The 18,244-nt window shown below is 73.3% G+C and carries 17 protein-coding genes; 14 read left to right on the forward strand and 3 right to left on the reverse strand.

The genetic code is table 11. The features are described 5' to 3' along the window. Positions 1 to 9: 9 nt before the first annotated feature. Entirely contained in the window at positions 10 to 996 is a 987-nt protein-coding gene (locus ACF09C_RS11845) for an ATP-binding protein (protein ID WP_392091217.1), read from the reverse strand. Between the two features lie 112 nt (positions 997 to 1,108). On the opposite strand from ACF09C_RS11845, the gene ACF09C_RS11850 reads away from it, so the two are divergent. Beyond that, positions 1,109 to 1,936 carry an oxidoreductase gene (locus ACF09C_RS11850; protein WP_392091218.1) on the forward strand — a complete coding sequence of 276 codons (828 nt, stop codon included), beginning with the start codon at positions 1,109 to 1,111 and terminating at the stop codon, positions 1,934 to 1,936. A gap of 380 nt (positions 1,937 to 2,316) precedes the next feature. On the opposite strand, the gene ACF09C_RS11855 is transcribed toward ACF09C_RS11850, so the two are convergent. Next, positions 2,317 to 3,183: an HAD family hydrolase gene (locus ACF09C_RS11855; protein WP_392091219.1), complete on the reverse strand. Its 867-nt coding sequence runs from the start codon at positions 3,181 to 3,183 to the stop codon at positions 2,317 to 2,319. A 706-nt stretch (positions 3,184 to 3,889) separates the two neighbouring features. Between ACF09C_RS11855 and ssd the strand changes: the two genes are divergently transcribed. Genes ssd through ACF09C_RS11890 form a run of 7 tightly spaced genes read left to right on the forward strand, consistent with a single transcriptional unit; the run spans position 3,890 to position 8,819 of the window. Then, on the forward strand, positions 3,890 to 4,936 hold the full coding sequence (ssd, locus tag ACF09C_RS11860) for a septum site-determining protein Ssd (protein ID WP_392091220.1): 1,047 nt from the start codon (positions 3,890 to 3,892) through the stop codon (positions 4,934 to 4,936). Continuing rightward, on the forward strand, positions 4,933 to 6,105 hold the full coding sequence (locus tag ACF09C_RS11865; RefSeq protein WP_392091221.1) for a TadA family conjugal transfer-associated ATPase: 1,173 nt from the start codon (positions 4,933 to 4,935) through the stop codon (positions 6,103 to 6,105). The genes ssd and ACF09C_RS11865 overlap by 4 nt, the downstream gene beginning before the upstream one ends. Next, entirely contained in the window at positions 6,102 to 6,986 is an 885-nt protein-coding gene (locus ACF09C_RS11870; protein ID WP_392091223.1) for a type II secretion system F family protein, read from the forward strand. Before ACF09C_RS11865 ends, ACF09C_RS11870 begins: the two co-directional genes overlap by 4 nt. Beyond that, positions 6,983 to 7,750, forward strand: coding sequence for a type II secretion system F family protein (locus ACF09C_RS11875; RefSeq protein WP_392091224.1), 768 nt, complete (start codon positions 6,983 to 6,985; stop codon positions 7,748 to 7,750). Before ACF09C_RS11870 ends, ACF09C_RS11875 begins: the two co-directional genes overlap by 4 nt. Before the next feature lie 43 nt (positions 7,751 to 7,793). Continuing rightward, positions 7,794 to 8,054, forward strand: coding sequence for a DUF4244 domain-containing protein (locus ACF09C_RS11880; protein WP_392091225.1), 261 nt, complete (start codon positions 7,794 to 7,796; stop codon positions 8,052 to 8,054). Further along, positions 8,041 to 8,400, forward strand: a complete 360-nt coding sequence (locus ACF09C_RS11885; protein WP_392091226.1) for a TadE family type IV pilus minor pilin — start codon at positions 8,041 to 8,043, stop codon at positions 8,398 to 8,400. Before ACF09C_RS11880 ends, ACF09C_RS11885 begins: the two co-directional genes overlap by 14 nt. Then, on the forward strand, positions 8,397 to 8,819 hold the full coding sequence (locus ACF09C_RS11890; protein ID WP_392091227.1) for an Rv3654c family TadE-like protein: 423 nt from the start codon (positions 8,397 to 8,399) through the stop codon (positions 8,817 to 8,819). Before ACF09C_RS11885 ends, ACF09C_RS11890 begins: the two co-directional genes overlap by 4 nt. On the opposite strand, the gene ACF09C_RS11895 is transcribed toward ACF09C_RS11890, so the two are convergent. Next, a complete protein-coding gene (locus tag ACF09C_RS11895; RefSeq protein WP_392091228.1) occupies positions 8,743 to 11,238 on the reverse strand; it encodes a DEAD/DEAH box helicase in 2,496 nt (831 codons plus the stop codon). The two genes, ACF09C_RS11890 and ACF09C_RS11895, sit on opposite strands and share 77 nt — an antisense overlap. A 79-nt stretch (positions 11,239 to 11,317) precedes the next feature. Between ACF09C_RS11895 and ACF09C_RS11900 the strand changes: the two genes are divergently transcribed. The 6 genes from ACF09C_RS11900 to ACF09C_RS11925 all read left to right on the forward strand — a co-directional run bounded on the left by ACF09C_RS11900 (position 11,318) and on the right by ACF09C_RS11925 (position 18,023). Next, complete coding sequence (locus ACF09C_RS11900; protein ID WP_362414401.1) at positions 11,318 to 11,671, forward strand: STAS domain-containing protein; 354 nt, start codon at positions 11,318 to 11,320, stop codon at positions 11,669 to 11,671. A 92-nt stretch (positions 11,672 to 11,763) separates the two neighbouring features. After that, on the forward strand, positions 11,764 to 12,222 hold the full coding sequence (locus ACF09C_RS11905) for an ATP-binding protein (RefSeq protein WP_362414398.1): 459 nt from the start codon (positions 11,764 to 11,766) through the stop codon (positions 12,220 to 12,222). A 234-nt stretch (positions 12,223 to 12,456) separates the two neighbouring features. Then, complete coding sequence (locus ACF09C_RS11910) at positions 12,457 to 14,895, forward strand: sodium-translocating pyrophosphatase (protein WP_392091230.1); 2,439 nt, start codon at positions 12,457 to 12,459, stop codon at positions 14,893 to 14,895. A 188-nt stretch (positions 14,896 to 15,083) separates the two neighbouring features. Then, positions 15,084 to 15,716: a small secreted protein gene (locus ACF09C_RS11915; protein WP_392091231.1), complete on the forward strand. Its 633-nt coding sequence runs from the start codon at positions 15,084 to 15,086 to the stop codon at positions 15,714 to 15,716. A gap of 282 nt (positions 15,717 to 15,998) precedes the next feature. Then, entirely contained in the window at positions 15,999 to 17,528 is a 1,530-nt protein-coding gene (locus ACF09C_RS11920; protein WP_392091232.1) for a methyltransferase, read from the forward strand. 297 nt (positions 17,529 to 17,825) lie between these two features. Further along, on the forward strand, positions 17,826 to 18,023 hold the full coding sequence (locus ACF09C_RS11925) for a hypothetical protein (protein ID WP_392091234.1): 198 nt from the start codon (positions 17,826 to 17,828) through the stop codon (positions 18,021 to 18,023). The last annotated feature ends 221 nt before the right edge of the window (positions 18,024 to 18,244 follow it).

The following is an 18,244-nucleotide window of genomic DNA, read 5'->3' on the forward strand; positions in this document are numbered from 1 at the left end:
GGCCGCCGCTCAGCCGGGCTGGGCCACGGCAAGCTCCTCGCCGAGTACGAAACCGGGGTCGACCTGCGCCGCCAGGTCGACCCCGGTCTTGGCGTTGCCCCAGCTCTCCGCGTTCCGCAGGTGGAAGTGGACCATCTGGCGCGTGTACCGCTCCCAGTCGCGCCGCTCGTACGAGTCGTCCGCGGCGTCCTGGAGGGCCTGCAGCGCCATCCGGTTGTCGGCCTCCAGCAGCTCGAAGCGGGCGGGGCGGCCCTTCTCCATGGCGCGCACCCAGTCCGAGTGGCCCACCGTCACCAGCAGGTCGTCGCCCACCTCGGCGCGCAGGAAGTCCACGTCGTCCCGGCCCTGCACCTTGTTGCCGACGACCTTCAGGGCGACGCCGAAGTCCCGGGCGTACTCCTTGTACTGGCGGTAGACCGACACCCCCTTGCGGGTCGGTTCGGCGACCAGGAAGGTCATGTCGAAGCGGGTGAACATCCCCGAGGCGAACGAGTCCGAGCCGGCCGTCATGTCGACGACCACGTACTCGTCGACCCCGTCGACCAGGTGGTTCAGGCAGAGCTCCACCGCGCCCACCTTGGAGTGGTAGCAGGCCACCCCGAGGTCCGACTCGGTGAACGGGCCCGTCGCCATCAGCCGGATGTCGCCGTCGTCGAGCCGGACCGTCCGCGCGCAGGCCTCGTACACCGGGTTGTCCTCGCGCACCCGCAGCAGGCGCGAGCCCTCGCCGGGCGGGGTCGTCTTGATCATCGAGTCCGCCGAGGCGATCCGCGGGTTCTCGCCCCGCAGGTACTCCTTGATCATCGGCAGATGCGCGCCCATCGCGGGCAGCGCGGCCGACTGGGCCTCGTCGAGCCCGAGCGCGGCCCCGAGGTGCTGGTTGATGTCGGCGTCCACCGCGACGACGGGGGCTTCATTGGCGGCCAGATGGCGGATGAAGAGCGAGGACAGCGTGGTCTTGCCGCTGCCGCCCTTCCCTACGAAAGCGATCTTCATGTTCACGAAGCGTAGCGCCATGACTGCGTCACGTGGTCAAGGTCCGTGAAGAAGACCACTCCAAGGTGGGGCGGGCCGGGGTGGGCGTCGCAGGCGCGTAGCCTCCCTACTTATGAGTACGCACGCCTCTGACCCCCTGGCCGCCCTCGGCTCCCTGCCGGGCGTCGCCGACTCGGTGGACTCCGTACGCAAGGCCGTCGACCGGGTCTACGGGCACCGCGTCATGCGGCGCCGCAGCAACGAGATCACCTCCGAGGCCGCCCTGCGCGGGGCGCGCGGCTCGGCGGCGCTCTCCGGCGCCGACTGGGCCCTGGAGGAGGTCCGCCGGCGTACCGACTTCGGTGGCGACGCCGAGGCGCGGACGGTGGGCGCGGCCCTGCGGCTCGGCGCGGAGGCGGGCCAGCTGCTCTCCATCTGGCGCCAGTCCCCGCTGCGGGTGCTCGCCCGGCTCCACCTGGTCGCGGTCGGCGACACCCCCGACTTCGGGGACTCCGTCGGCAGGCCGCGGCAGCTCGGCGAGGCGGTGGACGAGCCGCTGGTCGAGGCGCCGCTGCCGGATCCCGCCGAGGTCGCGGGGCGGCTCGACGGACTCAGTGAGCTGATCATCGCGGGTGGTACGGCCCCGGCGCTGGTGACGGCCGCCGTGGTCCACGGCGAACTGCTCGCGCTGCGCCCGTTCACCTCGTACAACGGGCTGATCGCGCGAGCCGCCGAGCGGATCGTGCTGATCGGCAGCGGGCTCGACCCCAAGGCGATCTGCCCGGCGGAGGTCGGGCACGCGGAGCAGGGTCGTGCGGCGTACGTCGCCGCGTTCGAGGGGTACCTGTCGGGGACCCCGGAGGGCATGGCGGCCTGGATCGCGCACTGCGGCCGGGCCGTGGAGCTGGGGGTCCGGGAGTCGACGGCGGTCTGCGAGGCGCTGCAGCGCGGCGCGGCGTGAGGCGTTCCCTGAGGCGTTCCCCGGCGGGGGCCGGTCTGTCCTTGGCGCTGTCCCCGGCGCGGCGGGGAGGCGGTCTGAATCACCCCTGACAAAGGGTTGCGGCGGTACCAGTCCTGGTACCGCCGCTGGCACGTCTGCCGAGTTACCAAGCGTCCTCGATATGTGCCCATCAGGCGGGGAACTTTGCCCATCGCCTGGTGCGGCTGGCCCGTAATCGACGGGTCGACGTCGCGTGGGTGCTCAGCTTCTGTGCGTGGTCCGTGGGGCCTTCTTGCTCAACAGGTGATCCTCTCGGATGTCCTAGGTCTCGCGGGCCTGATTCCTTTCTACTCCTGTCGGGTGGGAAGCGAAAGTCCTGACTCCAGTTCTTTACTTTCGCCTCAAATCCGGGCAAAGCGATCGGCAAGGGCGGCGTGGCGTCGCCGGTTGGCGTACCAGACGAGACCGGCCGTCGCGGCGGCCGCGCCCACGGCGGCGGCCGCGAGGAGCGCGGGGCGCGGCGGCATCCGGAACGCCGGCAGTCGCTGCTTGAGCCGGACCGGCTTCTCGAAGGAGAGTATCGGCCAGTCCCGGGCGACCGCCTCACGGCGGAGCGTCCGGTCGGGATTGACCGCGTAGGGGTGGCCCACGGACTCCAGCATCGGTACGTCGGTCGCCGAGTCGCTGTACGCGTAACAGCGTGAGAGGTCGTAGCCCTCGGACTCCGCGAGCTCGTGGATCGCCTCCGCCTTGGTGGGTCCGTAGGCGTAGTACTCCACCTCTCCGGTGAAGCAGCCGTCGTCGCCGACGACCATCCGGGTGGCGACGACGCGGTCGGCGCCGAGCATCTCGCCGATCGGCTCGACCACTTCGGCGCCGGACGTCGAGACGATCACGACGTCCCGGCCGGCGGCGTGGTGCTCCTCGATGAGGGACGCCGCCTCGTCGTAGATGATCGGGTCGATCAGCTCGTGCAGGGTCTCGGCGACGAGCTCCTTGACCTGCGCGACGTTCCAGCCTTTGCAGAGCGCGGAAAGGTATTCGCGCATCCGCTCCATCTGATCGTGGTCGGCGCCGCCCACGAGGAAGACGAACTGGATGTAGGCCGTCCGCAGGACGGCGCGGCGGTTGATCAGTCCGCCTTGGTAGAAGGACTTGCTGAAGGTCAGCGTCGAGGACTTCGCAATGACCGTCTTGTCCAGGTCAAAGAAGGCGGCTGTGCGCGGCATCGAGTGGTTTTCCACGAGCCGAGCATAGGTGGCCGCCATTCGGCGTACGCTCGGGCGTGTGGGTTTGCCTGAGAAGGCTCTCGGGTACACCATGGAAGTCACGGATCGTTCGCGACCGTGCTAACCCGGTCCGGCTCCTCCCCCCCCGAGTCGGCCGGAGAGACGACCCCCGCTCTCCCCCCCGGCGGGGGTCGTCGCATGTCCGGACGCGTTTTCGTCCGCCGGATCCTCATCTCTCCCCCTCTCCGCGGCCGGGTGGCCGCGATGGCCTGATGCCCTCATTCCGTTACTCAGCGTAGCGGTCAGGCTGCTCTCCGGGCATCCCCGGTATGGGGCACGGGGATATTCACATCGGCGGGGTTATCCACAGTTTTTGAGCAAGATCCACACGATTTCCGGGATGGCGCCACGGTGATTCCGACCGCGAACTCCGCGGACGGAAGGAATCACCGATCTCGGCCGTGCGAGGGCGCGGCCGGGATCGCATCGACAGGGGGCGTGTGCTGTGGCGGGAACCATGACTTTCGGACCGGCGAGGACCGCGAGGACCGCGAGGGCTTCGGGGGCTTCGCCGACGCGGACGGCGGGGACGCCGGGGACGTCGAGGACGCCGGGAAGGGCTTCGGGGGCGCGCGGTGCTCACGGGTCGGCGGGCGGTCGCGGGGCCCCGGGAGCGCGGGGGGCTTCGCGGACCTCGTCGGCGGTCGGGCCGGCCGGGGGCGTTCGTGCGGCCGGGCCGCTGATCGTGACCGAGGACCTCGGGCTCCTCGACGACCTGCTGCGGCTCTGCGCCGCGGCGGGCGCCGAGCCCGAGGTGCACCACACGGTGCCCGAGCGCCGGGCGAGTTGGACCGACGCCCCGCTGGTCCTGGTCGGCACCGACGTGGCGGCGCGCTGCCGTGGGGCGGCGCGCAGGCAGGGGGTGATCCTCGTCGGCAGGGACCCGGACGTGCCCGAGGATCCCGGGGTGTGGCGGCAGGCGGTCGAGATCGGCGCCGACTGCGTGCTGCGGCTGCCGGACGCCGAGAGCTGGCTCGTCGACCGCATCGCCGACGCCACCGAGGGCGCGGGCCGCCAGGCCCTGACCGTCGGTGTCATCGGCGGCCGCGGCGGAGCCGGGGCCTCCACCCTGGCCTGCGCGCTCGCCCTCGCCGCCGCCAGGACCGGGCGGCGCACCCTGCTGGTGGACGGCGACCCGCTCGGCGGCGGCCTCGACGTCCTGCTCGGCGGGGAGCGGGCCGAGGGCCGGCGGTGGCCCGATTTCGTCGCCTCCAAGGGGCGGGTCGGCGGCGGCGCCCTGGAGGAGTCCCTGCCCTCGGTGCGCGGGCTGCGGGTGCTCAGCTGGGACCGCGGCGACACGGTCCTCGTTCCGGCGGAGGCCATGCGCGCGGTCCTCGCGGCGGCGCGCAGGAGGGGCGGGATCGTCGTGGTGGACCTGCCCCGCCGGATCGACGAGGCGGTGACCGAGGCGCTGGCCCAGCTGGACCTCGGACTCCTCGTCGTCCCCGGCGAGTTGCGGGCCGTCGCGGCGGCCCACCGGATCGCCTCCCTCGCCGGTCAGGTCCTCGCCGACCTGCGCGCGGTGGTGCGCGGACCGTACGCGCCCGGGATCGACGACCAGTGGGTCGCGGACACCCTCGGGCTGCCGCTCGCGGGGGAACTCCCGCACGATCCGGGCCTCCTGGCCGCGCTCGACAGCGGGGCGCCGCCGGGCGACGAGGCGCGCGGACCGCTCGGCCGGTTCTGCGCCGCGTTCTGGGAGCGCGCGCTCGCATCGGAGGCCGTCGCATGACCGCCGTCACGACGCACGGCGGCGGCCCGGGGCTCCTGGAGGCCGTGCGGCAGCGGCTCGCCGAGAGCGGGGCGGAGCCCACACCGGCCAGGGTGGCGGCGGCGCTGCGGGAGCAGGGCAGGCTGCTCGGGGACGCGGAAGTCCTGGGCGCGGCCGAGGCGTTGCGCAGTGAGCTGGTCGGCACCGGACCGCTGGAGCCGCTGCTCGCCGATCCCGCCGTCACCGACGTGCTGGTCTCCGGCCCCGACCGGGTCTGGGTCGACCGGGGCAGCGGTCTCGAACTGACCGGGGTCCGCTTCCCTGACGCCCTGGCCGTGCGCCGACTGGCGCAGCGGCTCGCGGCGGTCGCCGGCCGGCGCCTCGACGACGCCCGGCCCTGGGTGGACGCCCGGCTGCCGGACGGGACCCGCATGCACGCCGTGCTGCCACCGGTGGCCGTCGGATCGACGTGCCTGTCGCTGCGGGTCGTGCGGCCCCGGGCCTTCTCCGTAGGGGAGTTGACCCGGGCGGGCACGGTGCCGCCGGACGGCGAGCGGATCCTGCGTGCCCTGATCGAGGCCCGGGTCTCGTACCTGATCTCCGGAGGGACGGGCTCGGGGAAGACGACGCTCCTGTCCACGCTCCTCGGCCTGGTCGGCGAGCGGGAGCGGATCGTCCTCGCCGAGGACTCGGCCGAGCTGCGGCCCGACCATCCGCACGTGGTGCGCCTGGAGGCGCGGCCGGCGAACCAGGAGGGCGCGGGTCTGGTGACCCTGCGGGACCTCGTCCGGCAGGCGCTGCGGATGCGGCCGGACCGGCTGGTCGTCGGAGAGGTGCGCGGAGGCGAGGCGGTCGACCTGCTGGCAGCCCTGAACACGGGCCATGAGGGCGGCTCGGGCACGCTCCACGCCAATACGGCGGCGGACGTACCGGCCCGCCTCGAAGCTCTCGGAACGGCAGCGGGGCTCGACCGGGCGTCCCTGCACAGCCAGTTGGGCGCGGGACTCTCCGCGGTGCTGCATCTCGTACGGGACAGGGCGGGAGTCCGTCGGATCGCTGAGATCCACGTCCTGGAGCGGGACCCGGCGGGGCTCGTGGTCACCGTGCCCGCGCTGCGCTGGGCGGCGTCCGGCTTCGAGCGGGAGCGCGGCTGGGAGCGGCTGCGGGCGCTGATCGGGGGTGGCTCATGACGGCGGACCAGTGGGCGCCGGCCCAGGCCGCGGCGGTGCTCTGTGCCGGGGCGGCGCTGTGGCGGGTCGCCGAGCGGGAGCGAGGACTGCGCCGGGCGCGCCTCGTGCTTGCGGGCGTCGGGGCTCCGGGTGCGGCGGGGGAACACCGGCGTCCGTCGTGGCGGGCGCTCGGCGAGCGCTGGTGGGCCGCCGCGCGGGGGCGGCGCGCATGGCTCTGCCTGCCGGTGGCGGCGGTCCTCGCGGTGCTCGGTGAGTCGCCGCTGCCCTTGGTGGCGGGCGCGGTGGCGGTCCCGCTGGTGGGGCGCCGGCTGCGGGCCATGGAGCTCCGCCGGGAGCGGGAGGCGCGGTCCGACGCGGTGGTGGGCCTGTGCGGCGCGGTCGCTGCCGAGCTGAGGGCGGGGCGGCAGCCCGCGCGGGCGCTGCGGTTCGCGGTCCGGGCGACGGGGGCCCTCGGGCCGCGGGAGGAGGCGGAGGTGCTCGCGGCGGCCCGGTTCGGCGGCGATGTGGCACTGGCCCTGCGGAGGGCCGCGCGGCAGGACGGGGCGGACGGGCTGGCCGGTCTCGCGGCCTGCTGGCAGGTCGCGGTCGACGGCGGCGCGGGGCTCGCGGCCGGGCTCGACCGGCTGGAGGCCGCGCTGCGGGAGCACCGGGCCCAGCGGGAGCGGCTGCGGGCCCAACTGGCCGGTGCCTGGGCGACGGTGGCCGTGCTCGCGGTGCTCCCGGCCGTCGGGCTCGTGCTCGGCTCGGCGCTCGGCGCCCGCCCGCTGTACGTGCTCCTGCACACCCCGGTGGGTCTCGGGTGCCTGGCCGTCGGCGCGGCCCTGGAAGCGGCCGGCCTGTGGTGGGCGGCCCGGATCGTCCGAGGAGGGGAGCGGGTGTGACCGGGGAGTTCGTCCACAGCCTGGGGGTGACCGTCGCGGTCCTCGCCTCGCTCGCCTGGGCGGCCTGCGCGGTCGCCGACCGTCGGCGCGAGCGACGGACGCGGAAACGGGCCGAGGCCCTCCTGGGCGTCGGGCCGACGCGGGGGCGACGGTTCGGGAACGGATGCCCGCCCTGGCTGCGGACCTGGGCCGCACCACTCGCGACCGCGGCCCTCGCCTTGGCCCTCGTCGGTGGCGTGCCGGGGATCCTGGCGGGCATCGCCGCCGGCTGGGGCGTCCGGCGGTGGAGCGCGCGCCGCGCCCCGGCGACCGGTGACGAGGACGAGGCCGTACGGCAGTTGCCGCTCGCGGCCGACCTGTTGGCGGCCTGCGCGTCCGCCGGAGCGGGGCCCGGCGAGGCGGCCGAGGCAGTGGGGCGCTCGCTGGGCGGACCGCTCGGCGAACGGCTGACGCGGACGGCCGGAGAGCTGCGGCTCGGTGGTGAACCGGCCGATGTGTGGCGGAGGTTCGGCGCGATACCCGGAGCCGAGGCCCTGGCCCGCTGCCTTGAGCGGGCCGGCTCCTCGGGGGCGCCCGCCGCCGAGGCCGTCGCACGGCACGCGACCGACCTGCGCGCGGAACGGGCCCGCGCGGCGGCGGCCCGCGCCCAGCGGGCCCAGGTCCTGATCACCGCGCCCGTGGGGCTCTGCTTCCTGCCCGCCTTCCTGGCGGTGGGAGTGGCCCCGGTGGTGATCGGACTCGCGACCGGACTCCTGCGGAACTGACCACGAAGCACGACGAACGCGATGACGACACAAGGGGGTTGGCATGACGAACACAGGTGAGACGGATGCAGCGACCACGACAGCCATGGCCGCACAGAGGCGGCGCAAGCGGCGGACGTCCGCCCGGTGGCGGGATCGACGGGCGGCAGCGCGGGGCGACGCGGGGATGACCACCTCGGAGTACGCGATGGGGACGATCGCGGCGGCCGGGTTCGCCACGGTGCTCTACAAGATCGTGACCAGTGGGTCGGTGTCCGGGGCGCTGGAGTCCGTGATCGGGAAGGCGCTCGATGCGCCGTTCTGACGACCAGGGGGCCGTGACCGTGGAGGCGGCGATGGCCCTGCCCGCGCTGGTGGTGTTCACCATGGCGCTGGTCTGGGCGCTCGGCGCCGCCGCGGCGCAGATCCAGTGCGTGGACGCGGCGCGGGCCGGGGCGCGGGCGGTGGCCAGGTCGGAGCCGGTGGCCGGTGCCGAGGCGGCCGCCCGGGCGGCCGCGCCGGAGGGCGCGCGGGTCGCGGTCACCCGTTCGGGCGAGCTGTGGCGGGTGACTGTGGAGGCCCCGGCACCCGGCCCCGGCGGCATGGGTCTGACGCTGCGCGCGGGTGCGGCGGCGCTCGCCGAGGACTCGGTGGGGGTGCCGGTGTCGTGAGCGGGGGAGGGGCGGGCACGGCGGTGCGCGCGCCGCGTGGCGCCGGCCGGGACCGGGGGATGGCCACGGTGTGGACGGCCTTCGCGGCCTGTGTCCTGTGCGTGGTGTTCGGCGCGGTCCTGGCGCTCGGGCAGGCGGTGGCGGCCCGGCACCGGGCGGGCGGGGCCGCGGACCTGGCGGCGCTCGCCGCCGCCGACCGGGCCCTGTGGGGTGAGGAGACCGCCTGCGCGGCCGCGGACCGGGTCGCCGCCGCGCAGGGGGCGGCCGTGGTGCGCTGCGTGGTGCGGGGCGATGTCGCGGACGTGACGGCGGCCGTGCGCCTCGGGCCGTACACACCGCGGGTCAGGGCGCGGGCGGGGCCTCCTGGGGCGCTGTCGGGGCGGGAGGGGCCGGAGGGGCTTCCCGCAGCAGTTCCGTGAGCAGGCGCACGGCGCCGCGCTTGTGGAGCGGGTCGTTGCCGTTGCCGCACTTGGGGGACTGGATGCACGAGGGGCAGCCCGCCTCGCACTCGCAGGACGCGATCGCCTCCCGGGTGGCCGTCAGCCAGGCGCGGGCCGTGTGGAAGGCCCGCTCGGCGAAGCCCGCGCCGCCCGGATGCCCGTCGTAGACGAAGACGGTGGGCAGCAGCGTGTCGGGGTGGAGCGGTACGGACACCCCGCCGATGTCCCAGCGGTCGCAGGTCGCGAAGAGCGGCAGCATGCCGATGGAGGCGTGCTCGGCGGCGTGCAGGGCGCCGCCGAGGATCTCCGGGTTGATCCGGGCGGCGTCGAGCTGGTCCTCGGTGACCGTCCACCACACGGCCCGGGTGCGCAGGGTGCGGGGTGGCAGGTCGAGCTTGGTCTCGCCGAGCACCTCGCCGGTGATCAGGCGGCGCCGGAGGAAGGAGACGACCTGGTTGGTGACCTCGACGGAGCCGTAGCAGAGGCGGCCGGCGCCCCAGGGGATCTCGGTGTCGGTCTCCAGGACGGAGATGGAGGTGGTGTCGCGGGCGGTGGTCGAGTACGGCGGGGCGGCCTCCTCGACCAGGGCCACGGAGTCCTTCAGGTCGAGGGTCTTCACGAGGTAGGTGCGGCCCTGGTGGAGGTGGACGGCGCCCTCGTGGACGGCGGTGTGCGAGGCGGCCTCGTCGACCGTGCCGAGGAGGCGGCCGGTGGCGGCCTCCACGATCTGGACGGGGCTGCCGCCCCCGCCCCGGATGTCGGTCAGGTCGGCGGCCCGCTCGCGGCGGGTCCAGTACCAGCCGGCGGCGCGGCGGCGGAGCAGCCCGGCGGCCTCCAGTTGGGGCAGCAGTTCGGTGACGGCCGGGCCGAAGAGGGCCAGGTCGGCGTCGGTCAGCGGCAGCTCCGCGGCGGCGGCGCACAGGTGTGGGGCGAGGACGTACGGGTTGTCGGGGTCCAGGACCGTCGACTCGACCGGCTGCCGGAACAGCGCCTCCGGGTGGTGGACCAGGAAGGTGTCCAGCGGGTCGTCGCGGGCGACCAGGATCGCCAGGGCGCCCTCGCCCGAGCGGCCCGCCCGGCCCGCCTGCTGCCACAGGGAGGCTCTCGTGCCCGGGTAGCCGGCGATCACCACGGCGTCCAGGCCGGAGACGTCCACGCCCAGCTCCAGGGCGGTCGTGGCGGCCAGGCCCAGCAGCTCGCCCGAGTGCAGGGCGCGCTCCAGGGCCCGGCGCTCCTCGGGCAGGTAGCCGCCCCGGTAGGCGGCGACGCGGCGGGCCAGGGAGCGGTCGACCTCGGAGAGCCGCTCCTGGGCGATCACCGAGATCAGCTCGGCGCCGCGCCGGGAGCGCACGAAGGCGACCGAGCGGACGCCCTGGACGGTCAGGTCGGTCAGCAGGTCGGCGGTCTCGGCGGTGGCCGTGCGGCGGACCGGGGCGCCCTGCTCGCCGTGCAGCTCGGTCAGCGGCGGCTCCCAGAGGGCGAAGACCAGCTCGCCGCGCGGGGAGGCGTCGTCGGAGACCTCCGTGACGGGCAGGCCGGTGAGCCGGCCGGCGGCCTGGGCGGGCTCGGCGGAGGTGGCGGAGGCGAGGAGGAAGACGGGGTCCGCGCCGTACCGGGCGCAGACGCGGCGCAGCCGGCGCAGCACCTGGGCGACGTGGGAGCCGAAGACGCCCCGGTAGGTGTGGCACTCGTCGATCACGACGTAGCGCAGGGAGCGCAGGAAGGAGGACCACCTGGGGTGGGAGGGCAGTATGCCCCGGTGCAGCATGTCGGGGTTGGTGAGCACGTAGTTCGCGTACTGGCGGACCCACTCCCGTTCCTCGACGGGCGTGTCGCCGTCGTAGACGGCCGGCCGGATCCGGTTGCCGAGCGGAGCCGCCAGCTCACGGACCGCGCGCCGCTGGTCGGCGGCGAGGGCCTTGGTGGGCGCCAGGTAGAGGGCGGTGGTCCCCCGGCCGTTGGCGGCCTCCGAGCCGTCCAGGAGCGTCGAGAGGACCGGGGCGAGATAGGCCAGCGACTTGCCCGAGGCGGTGCCCGTCGCGATCACCACGGACTCGCCGTTCAGGGCGTGCTCGGCGGCCTGGGCCTGGTGGGCCCAGGGGTGCTCGATGCCCGCGGCCTGGATCGCCGCGATCACCTCGGGACGGATGCGATGCGGCCAGACTGCATGGCGACCCTCCCGGGCGGGCAAGTGCTCCGTATGAGTGATGCGCGCGGCCCGGCTCTCGCCCGAGGAGAGCCGGTCGAGGACCATGCCGGGGGAGGGGCGGCTGCCCGTGTCCCCGGCTGGACGACTGGGGCGGTGATTCTTGGCCATCGGCATCGAGTGTGTCACTGGCGTGACGGACAATGCTCCCAAGGCGTCGTGCATGGCTGCTGGTAAGTGATTGAATGCCATCGCGGCTGGCGATCCGTCCCCCGACTCCGCCCGGGAGACTTGAGGGACGACCGCTCGATAGCAAGGTGCTGGAGGATCCGTGGACCTGTCCCTGTCGACTCGCAATGTGTCCGGCCCGAGTGGCGACCGTACGGTCGTCGAGGTCGGTGGCGAGATTGATGTGTATACCGCGCCCAAGCTGCGCGAGCAGTTGGTCGAGTTGGTGAACGACGGCAGCTACCACCTGGTTGTCGACATGGAAGGCGTGGACTTCCTCGACTCGACCGGCCTCGGCGTGCTGGTGGGTGGCCTGAAGCGCGTGCGCGCGCACGAGGGCTCGCTGCGCCTGGTCTGCAACCAGGAGCGCATTCTCAAGATCTTCCGGATCACTGGTCTGACCAAGGTGTTCCCCATCCACACCACGGTCGACGAGGCCGTCAGCGCCACCGACTGACGGCCCGCAGAGGCCGGAAGAAGGAGTGGAGAACCGGGCCGCACACGCCCGGTCCTCCGAGTTGCCCGCCCAGACGTTCCTAGGGGGACCGCATGGCCACCGTTGAACTCCGCTTCAGCGCCCAGCCCGAGCACGTCCGCACGGCCCGCCTCGTGGCGGCCGCGGTGGCGCGCCGGGCCGGGGTGGACGAGGCGGTGCTCGACGAGGTCAGACTCGCCGTCGGCGAGGCGTGTTCCCGCGCGGTCGGACTGCACCGCAGCAACGGCGTGAGTACCCCCGTCCGGGTCGTGCTGACCGAGGAGGAGAAGACGTTCTCCATCGAGGTCGGCGACGAGGTCCCGGGCGCGGGTGTGGCCGCGGCGGACGCTGCCGGTGTCCCCGGCGCGCGCGACGAGGCGCCGGCCGAGGAGTTCGACGACGCCGACGGCGAGGACGAGATGGGTCTCGCGGTGATCCGCGGGCTCGTCGACGACGTCGAGGTCCGGGCCGGCGAGGAGGGCGGGGTCATCAGGATGAGCTGGCCGACCAACCCGGCGGTCGTGATTCCCTGACCGCGTCCGTACGGCCGAATGCCGTAGCCAAGATCGTGAAAAGAGGCCCTGCCGAGCAGGGCCTCTTTTCATTTCTCTAGATCATCGATCATGTGCCAATGCTTTTGGCCCATTACCGCATTCGGTGGGAAGATCAAGGCAATGTTGAATTCCATTTGCGGCGCCCTGTTTTGATCAGGTTCCGCTCCCTACAATCCGTCCACGTCTTGACCTCGCAAACGTCAAGGAGGACGAATGGCGGGGCTCTTCAACCCAGAACTGACCGGACACCCCACTTCTCTCGCCGCGGCGGTACTCACGGACGAGAACCGTACGATCGTGATCGTCATCGCGGCCGTCGCGCTCGCGGCCCTGCTCGTCGCCCAGGTCCTGACCCGTCAGGTGCTGGCGGCCGGTGAGGGCACCGACTCGATGAAGAAGATCGCGGCAGCCGTGCAGGAGGGCGCCAACGCCTATCTCGCCCGGCAGTTGCGCACACTCGGGATCTTCGCCGTCGTCGTGTTCTTCCTGCTGATGCTGCTGCCCGCCGACAACTGGTCGCAGCGCGCCGGGCGTTCTCTGTTCTTCCTGGTGGGTGCGCTTTTCTCGGCGGCCACCGGATACATCGGCATGCGGCTCGCGGTGCGGGCGAATGTGCGCGTGGCCGCTGCGGCCCGAGAGGCGACCCCGGCGCCCGGTGAACCGGAAAAGGATCTCACCACCGTCGCGCACAAGGCCATGAAGATCGCTTTCCGCACGGGCGGAGTGGTCGGCATGTTCACCGTGGGCCTCGGCCTGCTCGGCGCGTCCTGCGTCGTCCTCGTCTACGCGGCCGACGCGCCCAAGGTTCTGGAGGGCTTCGGACTCGGAGCGGCCCTCATCGCCATGTTCATGAGGGTCGGCGGCGGCATCTTCACCAAGGCGGCCGACGTCGGCGCCGACCTCGTCGGCAAGGTCGAGCAGGGCATCCCCGAGGACGACCCGCGCAACGCGGCGACCATCGCCGACAACGTGGGCGACAACGTCGGCGACTGCGCGGGCATGGCCGCCGACCTGTTCGAGTCGTACGCCGTGACGCTCGTCGCCGCCCTCATCCTGGGCAAGGCGGCCTTCGGCGACCTCGGCCTCGCCTTCCCCCTGATCGTCCCGGCGATCGGCGTGGTCACCGCGATGATCGGCATCTTCGCGGTCGCCCCGCGGCGCGCCGACCGCAGCGGCATGTCCGCCATCAACCGCGGCTTCTTCATCTCCGCCGTCATCTCCCTCGCCCTGGTCGCGATCGCCGTCTTCGCCTACCTGCCGTCCTCCTACGCCGACCTCAAGGGCGTCACCGAGGCCGGGATCTCCGACCACCCCGGCGACCCGCGGATCCTCGCCCTGGTCGCCGTCGCCATCGGCATCGTCCTCGCGGCCCTGATCCAGCAGCTCACCGGCTACTTCACGGAGACGACCCGGCGCCCGGTCAAGGACATCGGCAAGTCCTCGCTCACCGGCCCCGCCACCGTCGTCCTCGCGGGCATCTCCATCGGCCTGGAGTCCGCCGTGTACACGGCCCTGCTCATCGGGCTCGGCGTCTACGGAGCGTTCCTGCTCGGCGGCACGTCCATCATGCTGGCGCTCTTCGCGGTCGCCCTGGCCGGCACCGGGCTGCTCACAACGGTCGGGGTGATCGTGGCCATGGACACCTTCGGGCCGGTCTCCGACAACGCGCAGGGCATCGCCGAGATGTCCGGCGACGTCCAGGGCGCGGGCGCGCAGGTCCTGACCGACCTCGACGCCGTCGGCAACACCACCAAGGCCATCACCAAGGGCATCGCCATCGCCACGGCCGTCCTGGCGGCGGCCGCGCTGTTCGGCTCGTACCGCGACGCCATCGCCACGGCCGTCGCCGACGTCGGCGCCAAGGCCTCCGGGATGAACCTCTCGATGGACATCTCGCAGCCGAACAACCTCTTCGGGATGGTCCTCGGCGCGGCGGTCGTCTTCCTCTTCTCGGGGCTCGCGATCAACGCCGTCTCCCGCTCGGCCGGCGCCGTGGTCTACGAGGTGCGGCGGCAGTTCCGCGAGCACCCCGGGATCATGGACTACACCGAGAAGCCCGAGTACGGGCGCGTGGTCGACATCTGCACCAAGGACGCGCTGCGCGAACTCGCCACGCCCGGGCTGCTCGCCGTCATGGCGCCGATCGCGGTCGGCTTCACGCTCGGCGTCGGCGCGCTCGGCGCGTACCTCGCCGGGGCCATCGCGACCGGCACCCTGATGGCGGTCTTCCTCGCCAACTCCGGCGGCGCCTGGGACAACGCCAAGAAGCTCGTCGAGGACGGCCACCACGGCGGCAAGGGCAGCGAGGCACATGCCGCCACCGTCATCGGCGACACCGTCGGTGACCCGTTCAAGGACACCGCGGGCCCGGCCATCAACCCGCTCCTGAAGGTGATGAACCTGGTCGCCCTGCTGATCGCGCCCGCCGTGGTGCAGTTCAGCTACGGCGACGACGCGAGCGCCGGACTGCGGACCATGGTCGCGATCCTCGCGGTCGCCGTCATCGTGGCCGCGGTCTACGTCTCCAAGCGGCGCTCCGTGGTCGTCGGGGACGACGAGAGTGACGAGAGCGGCGAGAGCGGGGACGTGGGTGACGAAGGCAACGCCGCGCGGCGCTCGGCGGGCTCGCCGGACGCTCCGGTGATTTCGTAATACCAGGTCAGAAGGCGGGCGGACGGCACGTTCTGACGTGCTGTCCGCCCGTTTCGCGTGTCCGCGTGAGGTGTCTCTCCCTTGGTGCAATCGGCTGCAATATCGGATGAATCAGTCGCCTGAAAGGTGGATGTCGCGCGCTCGGCGTGTATGTTCCGGGGCCGAGAGCCTTGGAAGGGACCGAACCGGTGAACAAGAAGCTTGCTGTCGCGCTGTCAGGCGCCGCTGTGCTGGCGCTCACGCTGTCCGGCTGCAGCGACGACGGCGACAAGGTGAACGACTGGGCCAAGACGGTCTGCGACCAGGCGAAGCCGCAGATCCAGAAGCGGGCCGACGCCCAGCAGCTGATCATCTCGACGGCCGCGGACGGCAAGCCGGCCGACATCCAGGCCGCCGACTCCAAGGCCTTCCAGGACATCGCCAACGCGGACCGGGCGCTCGCCAAGGCCATCGAGGGCGCGGGGGCGCCGCCGGTCGACAACGGCGAGAAGCTCCAGCAGGACGCCGTCAAGGAGCTCAACTCCACGGCGGTCGCCTACGAGGCGCTGAAGAAGCAGGTCGACGCGCTCGACCCGAGCAACCAGCAGAAGTTCGCGGACGGTCTCCAGGACGTCGCCGACGGCCTGAAGAAGATCGAGAAGATGGACCAGGACGCGCTGGCCAAGCTGCAGTCCGGCGAGCTGGGCACCGCCATGGCGAAGCAGCCGGGCTGCCAGAAGGCCACGCCTTCGCCCGCCGGGTCCTCCCCGAAGGCGGGCTCCACGCCGTCCGGCGGGACCTCCGCCAAGCCGTCCGGCTCCGCGAGCAAGAGCTCGGAGTAGAGCGGACGTTTCGGCGGCGCGGGAACGCGCCCGACGAGGGCCCCGGGCCGAGCACGCCTCGCCCGGGGCCCTCGTACGACCGGCCTGGGCGCGCGTGGGGCCGGTACGACGCACGCGGGCGTGGGGCCCGGTACGCCGCACGTGTGCGTGATCCTCGACGACCTACGCGCGCGTGGGCCCGGTACGACCTACGCGCGCGTGGCCCCCGTACGGCTCCACGCGCGACCCCACGCGGGGTGGGGCTGACGCGGCAATGTCGGTGTCGGCCGCCACAATGGTGGGGTGAGTACGACCAGCCTGACCTCCCGCCTCCCTGTCCCCGCGCGCGCCGCCCGGCTCCGCGAGGCCCTGCTCGCAGCCGACTTCACCGCCGACGGCCTGCTCGAACTGCTCGGCGCCCCCGCCTACGCCGCGCTCGCCCGCAGCGAGACCGTGCCCGCGCTGCGCGCCACCCGGGGGGACTCCGCACTGGAGACCCTCGTGCGGCTCTTCCTCCTCCAGCAGCCCGTCTCCGGCGCCCGCGCCGCCGCGGCGCTGCCGCTGGAGGAGTGCCTGGAGGACGGCTGGCTGGTGGCCCGGGAGGACGAGCAGGAGGTCGGTGCCTCCGTCGACGTCCGGCCGTACGGCGGACCCGACGGGCAGGACTGGTTCATCGTCTCCGACCTGGGCTGCGCGGTCGGCGGGGCGGGCGGCATCGGCCAGAAGGACGAAGGGGTCGTCCTCGGCGTCGGCGGCGCCTCCACCACCCTGGCCGGCATCACGGTCCGTACGCCGGTCTCCTCCGCGCTCGACCTCGGCACCGGTTCCGGCATCCAGGCCCTGCACGCCGCCCAGCACGCCACGCTGGTCACCGCGACCGATCTGAACCCGCGCGCCCTGGACTTCACCCGCCTCACCCTCGCGCTCTCCGGCGCCCGCGGCGCCGAGTTGCTGTCCGGCTCGCTCTTCGAGCCGGTCGACGGGGACACGTACGACCTGATCGTCTCGAACCCGCCGTTCGTCATCTCCCCCGGCGCCCGGCTCACCTACCGCGACGGCGGCATGGGCGGCGACGACCTCTGCCGCACGCTCGTGCAGGAGGCCGGCGAGCGGCTCAACGACGGCGGGTACGCCCAGTTCCTCGCCAACTGGCAGCACGTCGAGGGTGAGGAGTGGCAGGAGCGGCTGCGCTCCTGGGTGCCGCGCGGCTGCGACGCCTGGATCGTGCAGCGCGAGGTCCAGGACATCACCCAGTACGCCGAGCTGTGGCTGCGGGACAGCGGCGACCACCGCGCGGACCCGGCGGAGTACGCACGGCGGTACGAGGCCTGGCTCGACGAGTTCGAGGCCCGCAAGACCAAGGCCGTCGGCTTCGGCTGGATCACCCTGCGGAAGAACGCGGCCGTGGCCTCGGGCGCGGTCGAGCCGTCCCTCGTGATCGAGGAGTGGCCGCACCCCGTCGAGCAGCCGCTCGGCGACACCGTGGTCGCCCACTTCGAGCGCCAGGACTACCTGCGCTCGCGCGACGACGCGGCCCTGCTCGCCGACCACTTCACCCTCGCGCCCGAGGTCGTGCAGGAGCAGGTCGGGCTGCCGGGCGCCGAAGACCCGGAGCACGTGGTGCTGCGGCAGAACCGGGGCATGCGCCGCGCGACCAAGGTGGACCACGTGGGGGCCGGTTTCGCGGGCGTCTGCGACGGGACACTGAGCGCCGGCCGGATCCTGGACGCGATCGGTCAGCTGATGGGCGAGGACCCCGTCCTGCTGCGGGACCGCACGCCGCAGGCCATCCGGCTCCTGGTGGAGGAGGGCTTCCTGCTCCCGTCGGGCTGACCCCTCGGCGCGGGGAGGCACCGGCAAAGCGCCGGGAGACCGCGAGGCCGGGAGACCGGAAGGCACCGGGCTCCCGAGGTGAGCCGCGACACGCTCCGGGCGCCCGTTCGCGCCGTCGTGAGGTGACGGACGAGGCGGCCGGGGGCGGGGGGACACTACCGGCCATATTCGTGAACCCGTACGGGACCGCCCGCGTCGTTCACCCGGAATTCGCACCTCGGACGCCGGAAGGTGCCAGCCTCGGCCTCCAGGGCCACCGGGTGCCACCGGGGCTCGTGAAGGGAACGGGGTAGGGGCATGGAGAGCGGGCCTGCGATCTTCGCCGGAACGGCGTTCGCGCTGTTCGGAGCCGCACTGCTGCTGTGGACGGGGGTGCGCGTGGCGCACGGGGAACCCGTCGCCCAGGGGGTCGCCACCCGGGTCGCCGGCACGCTCACGACGATCTTCGGACTGCTCTTCCTGCTCCTCGGGGTGTGGTGCTTCGGCCGGGTGTGACGAGGTCGTTCCGCTTGGTCCCGCCCCACCGGACCGGGAGTCCGGGCGGCAGGAATGCCAGGAGTCGGGTTACCGTTCGAGTGGCCGTTGCGGGCTTTCGCCGTTTGACACGGGGGCGGGTTGTACCGTCACACTCCGCAGCGATGGCAGCGTCACCCTGCGTGCCGCGGCCGTGCGTGCACGCGGAGTGCCAGCGCCGTACGTGCCACCGAGCGTCGACC

Origin of the sequence: Streptomyces sp. NPDC014870, assembly GCF_043081505.1 — a bacterium.
Lineage (GTDB): Bacteria > Actinomycetota > Actinomycetes > Streptomycetales > Streptomycetaceae > Streptomyces.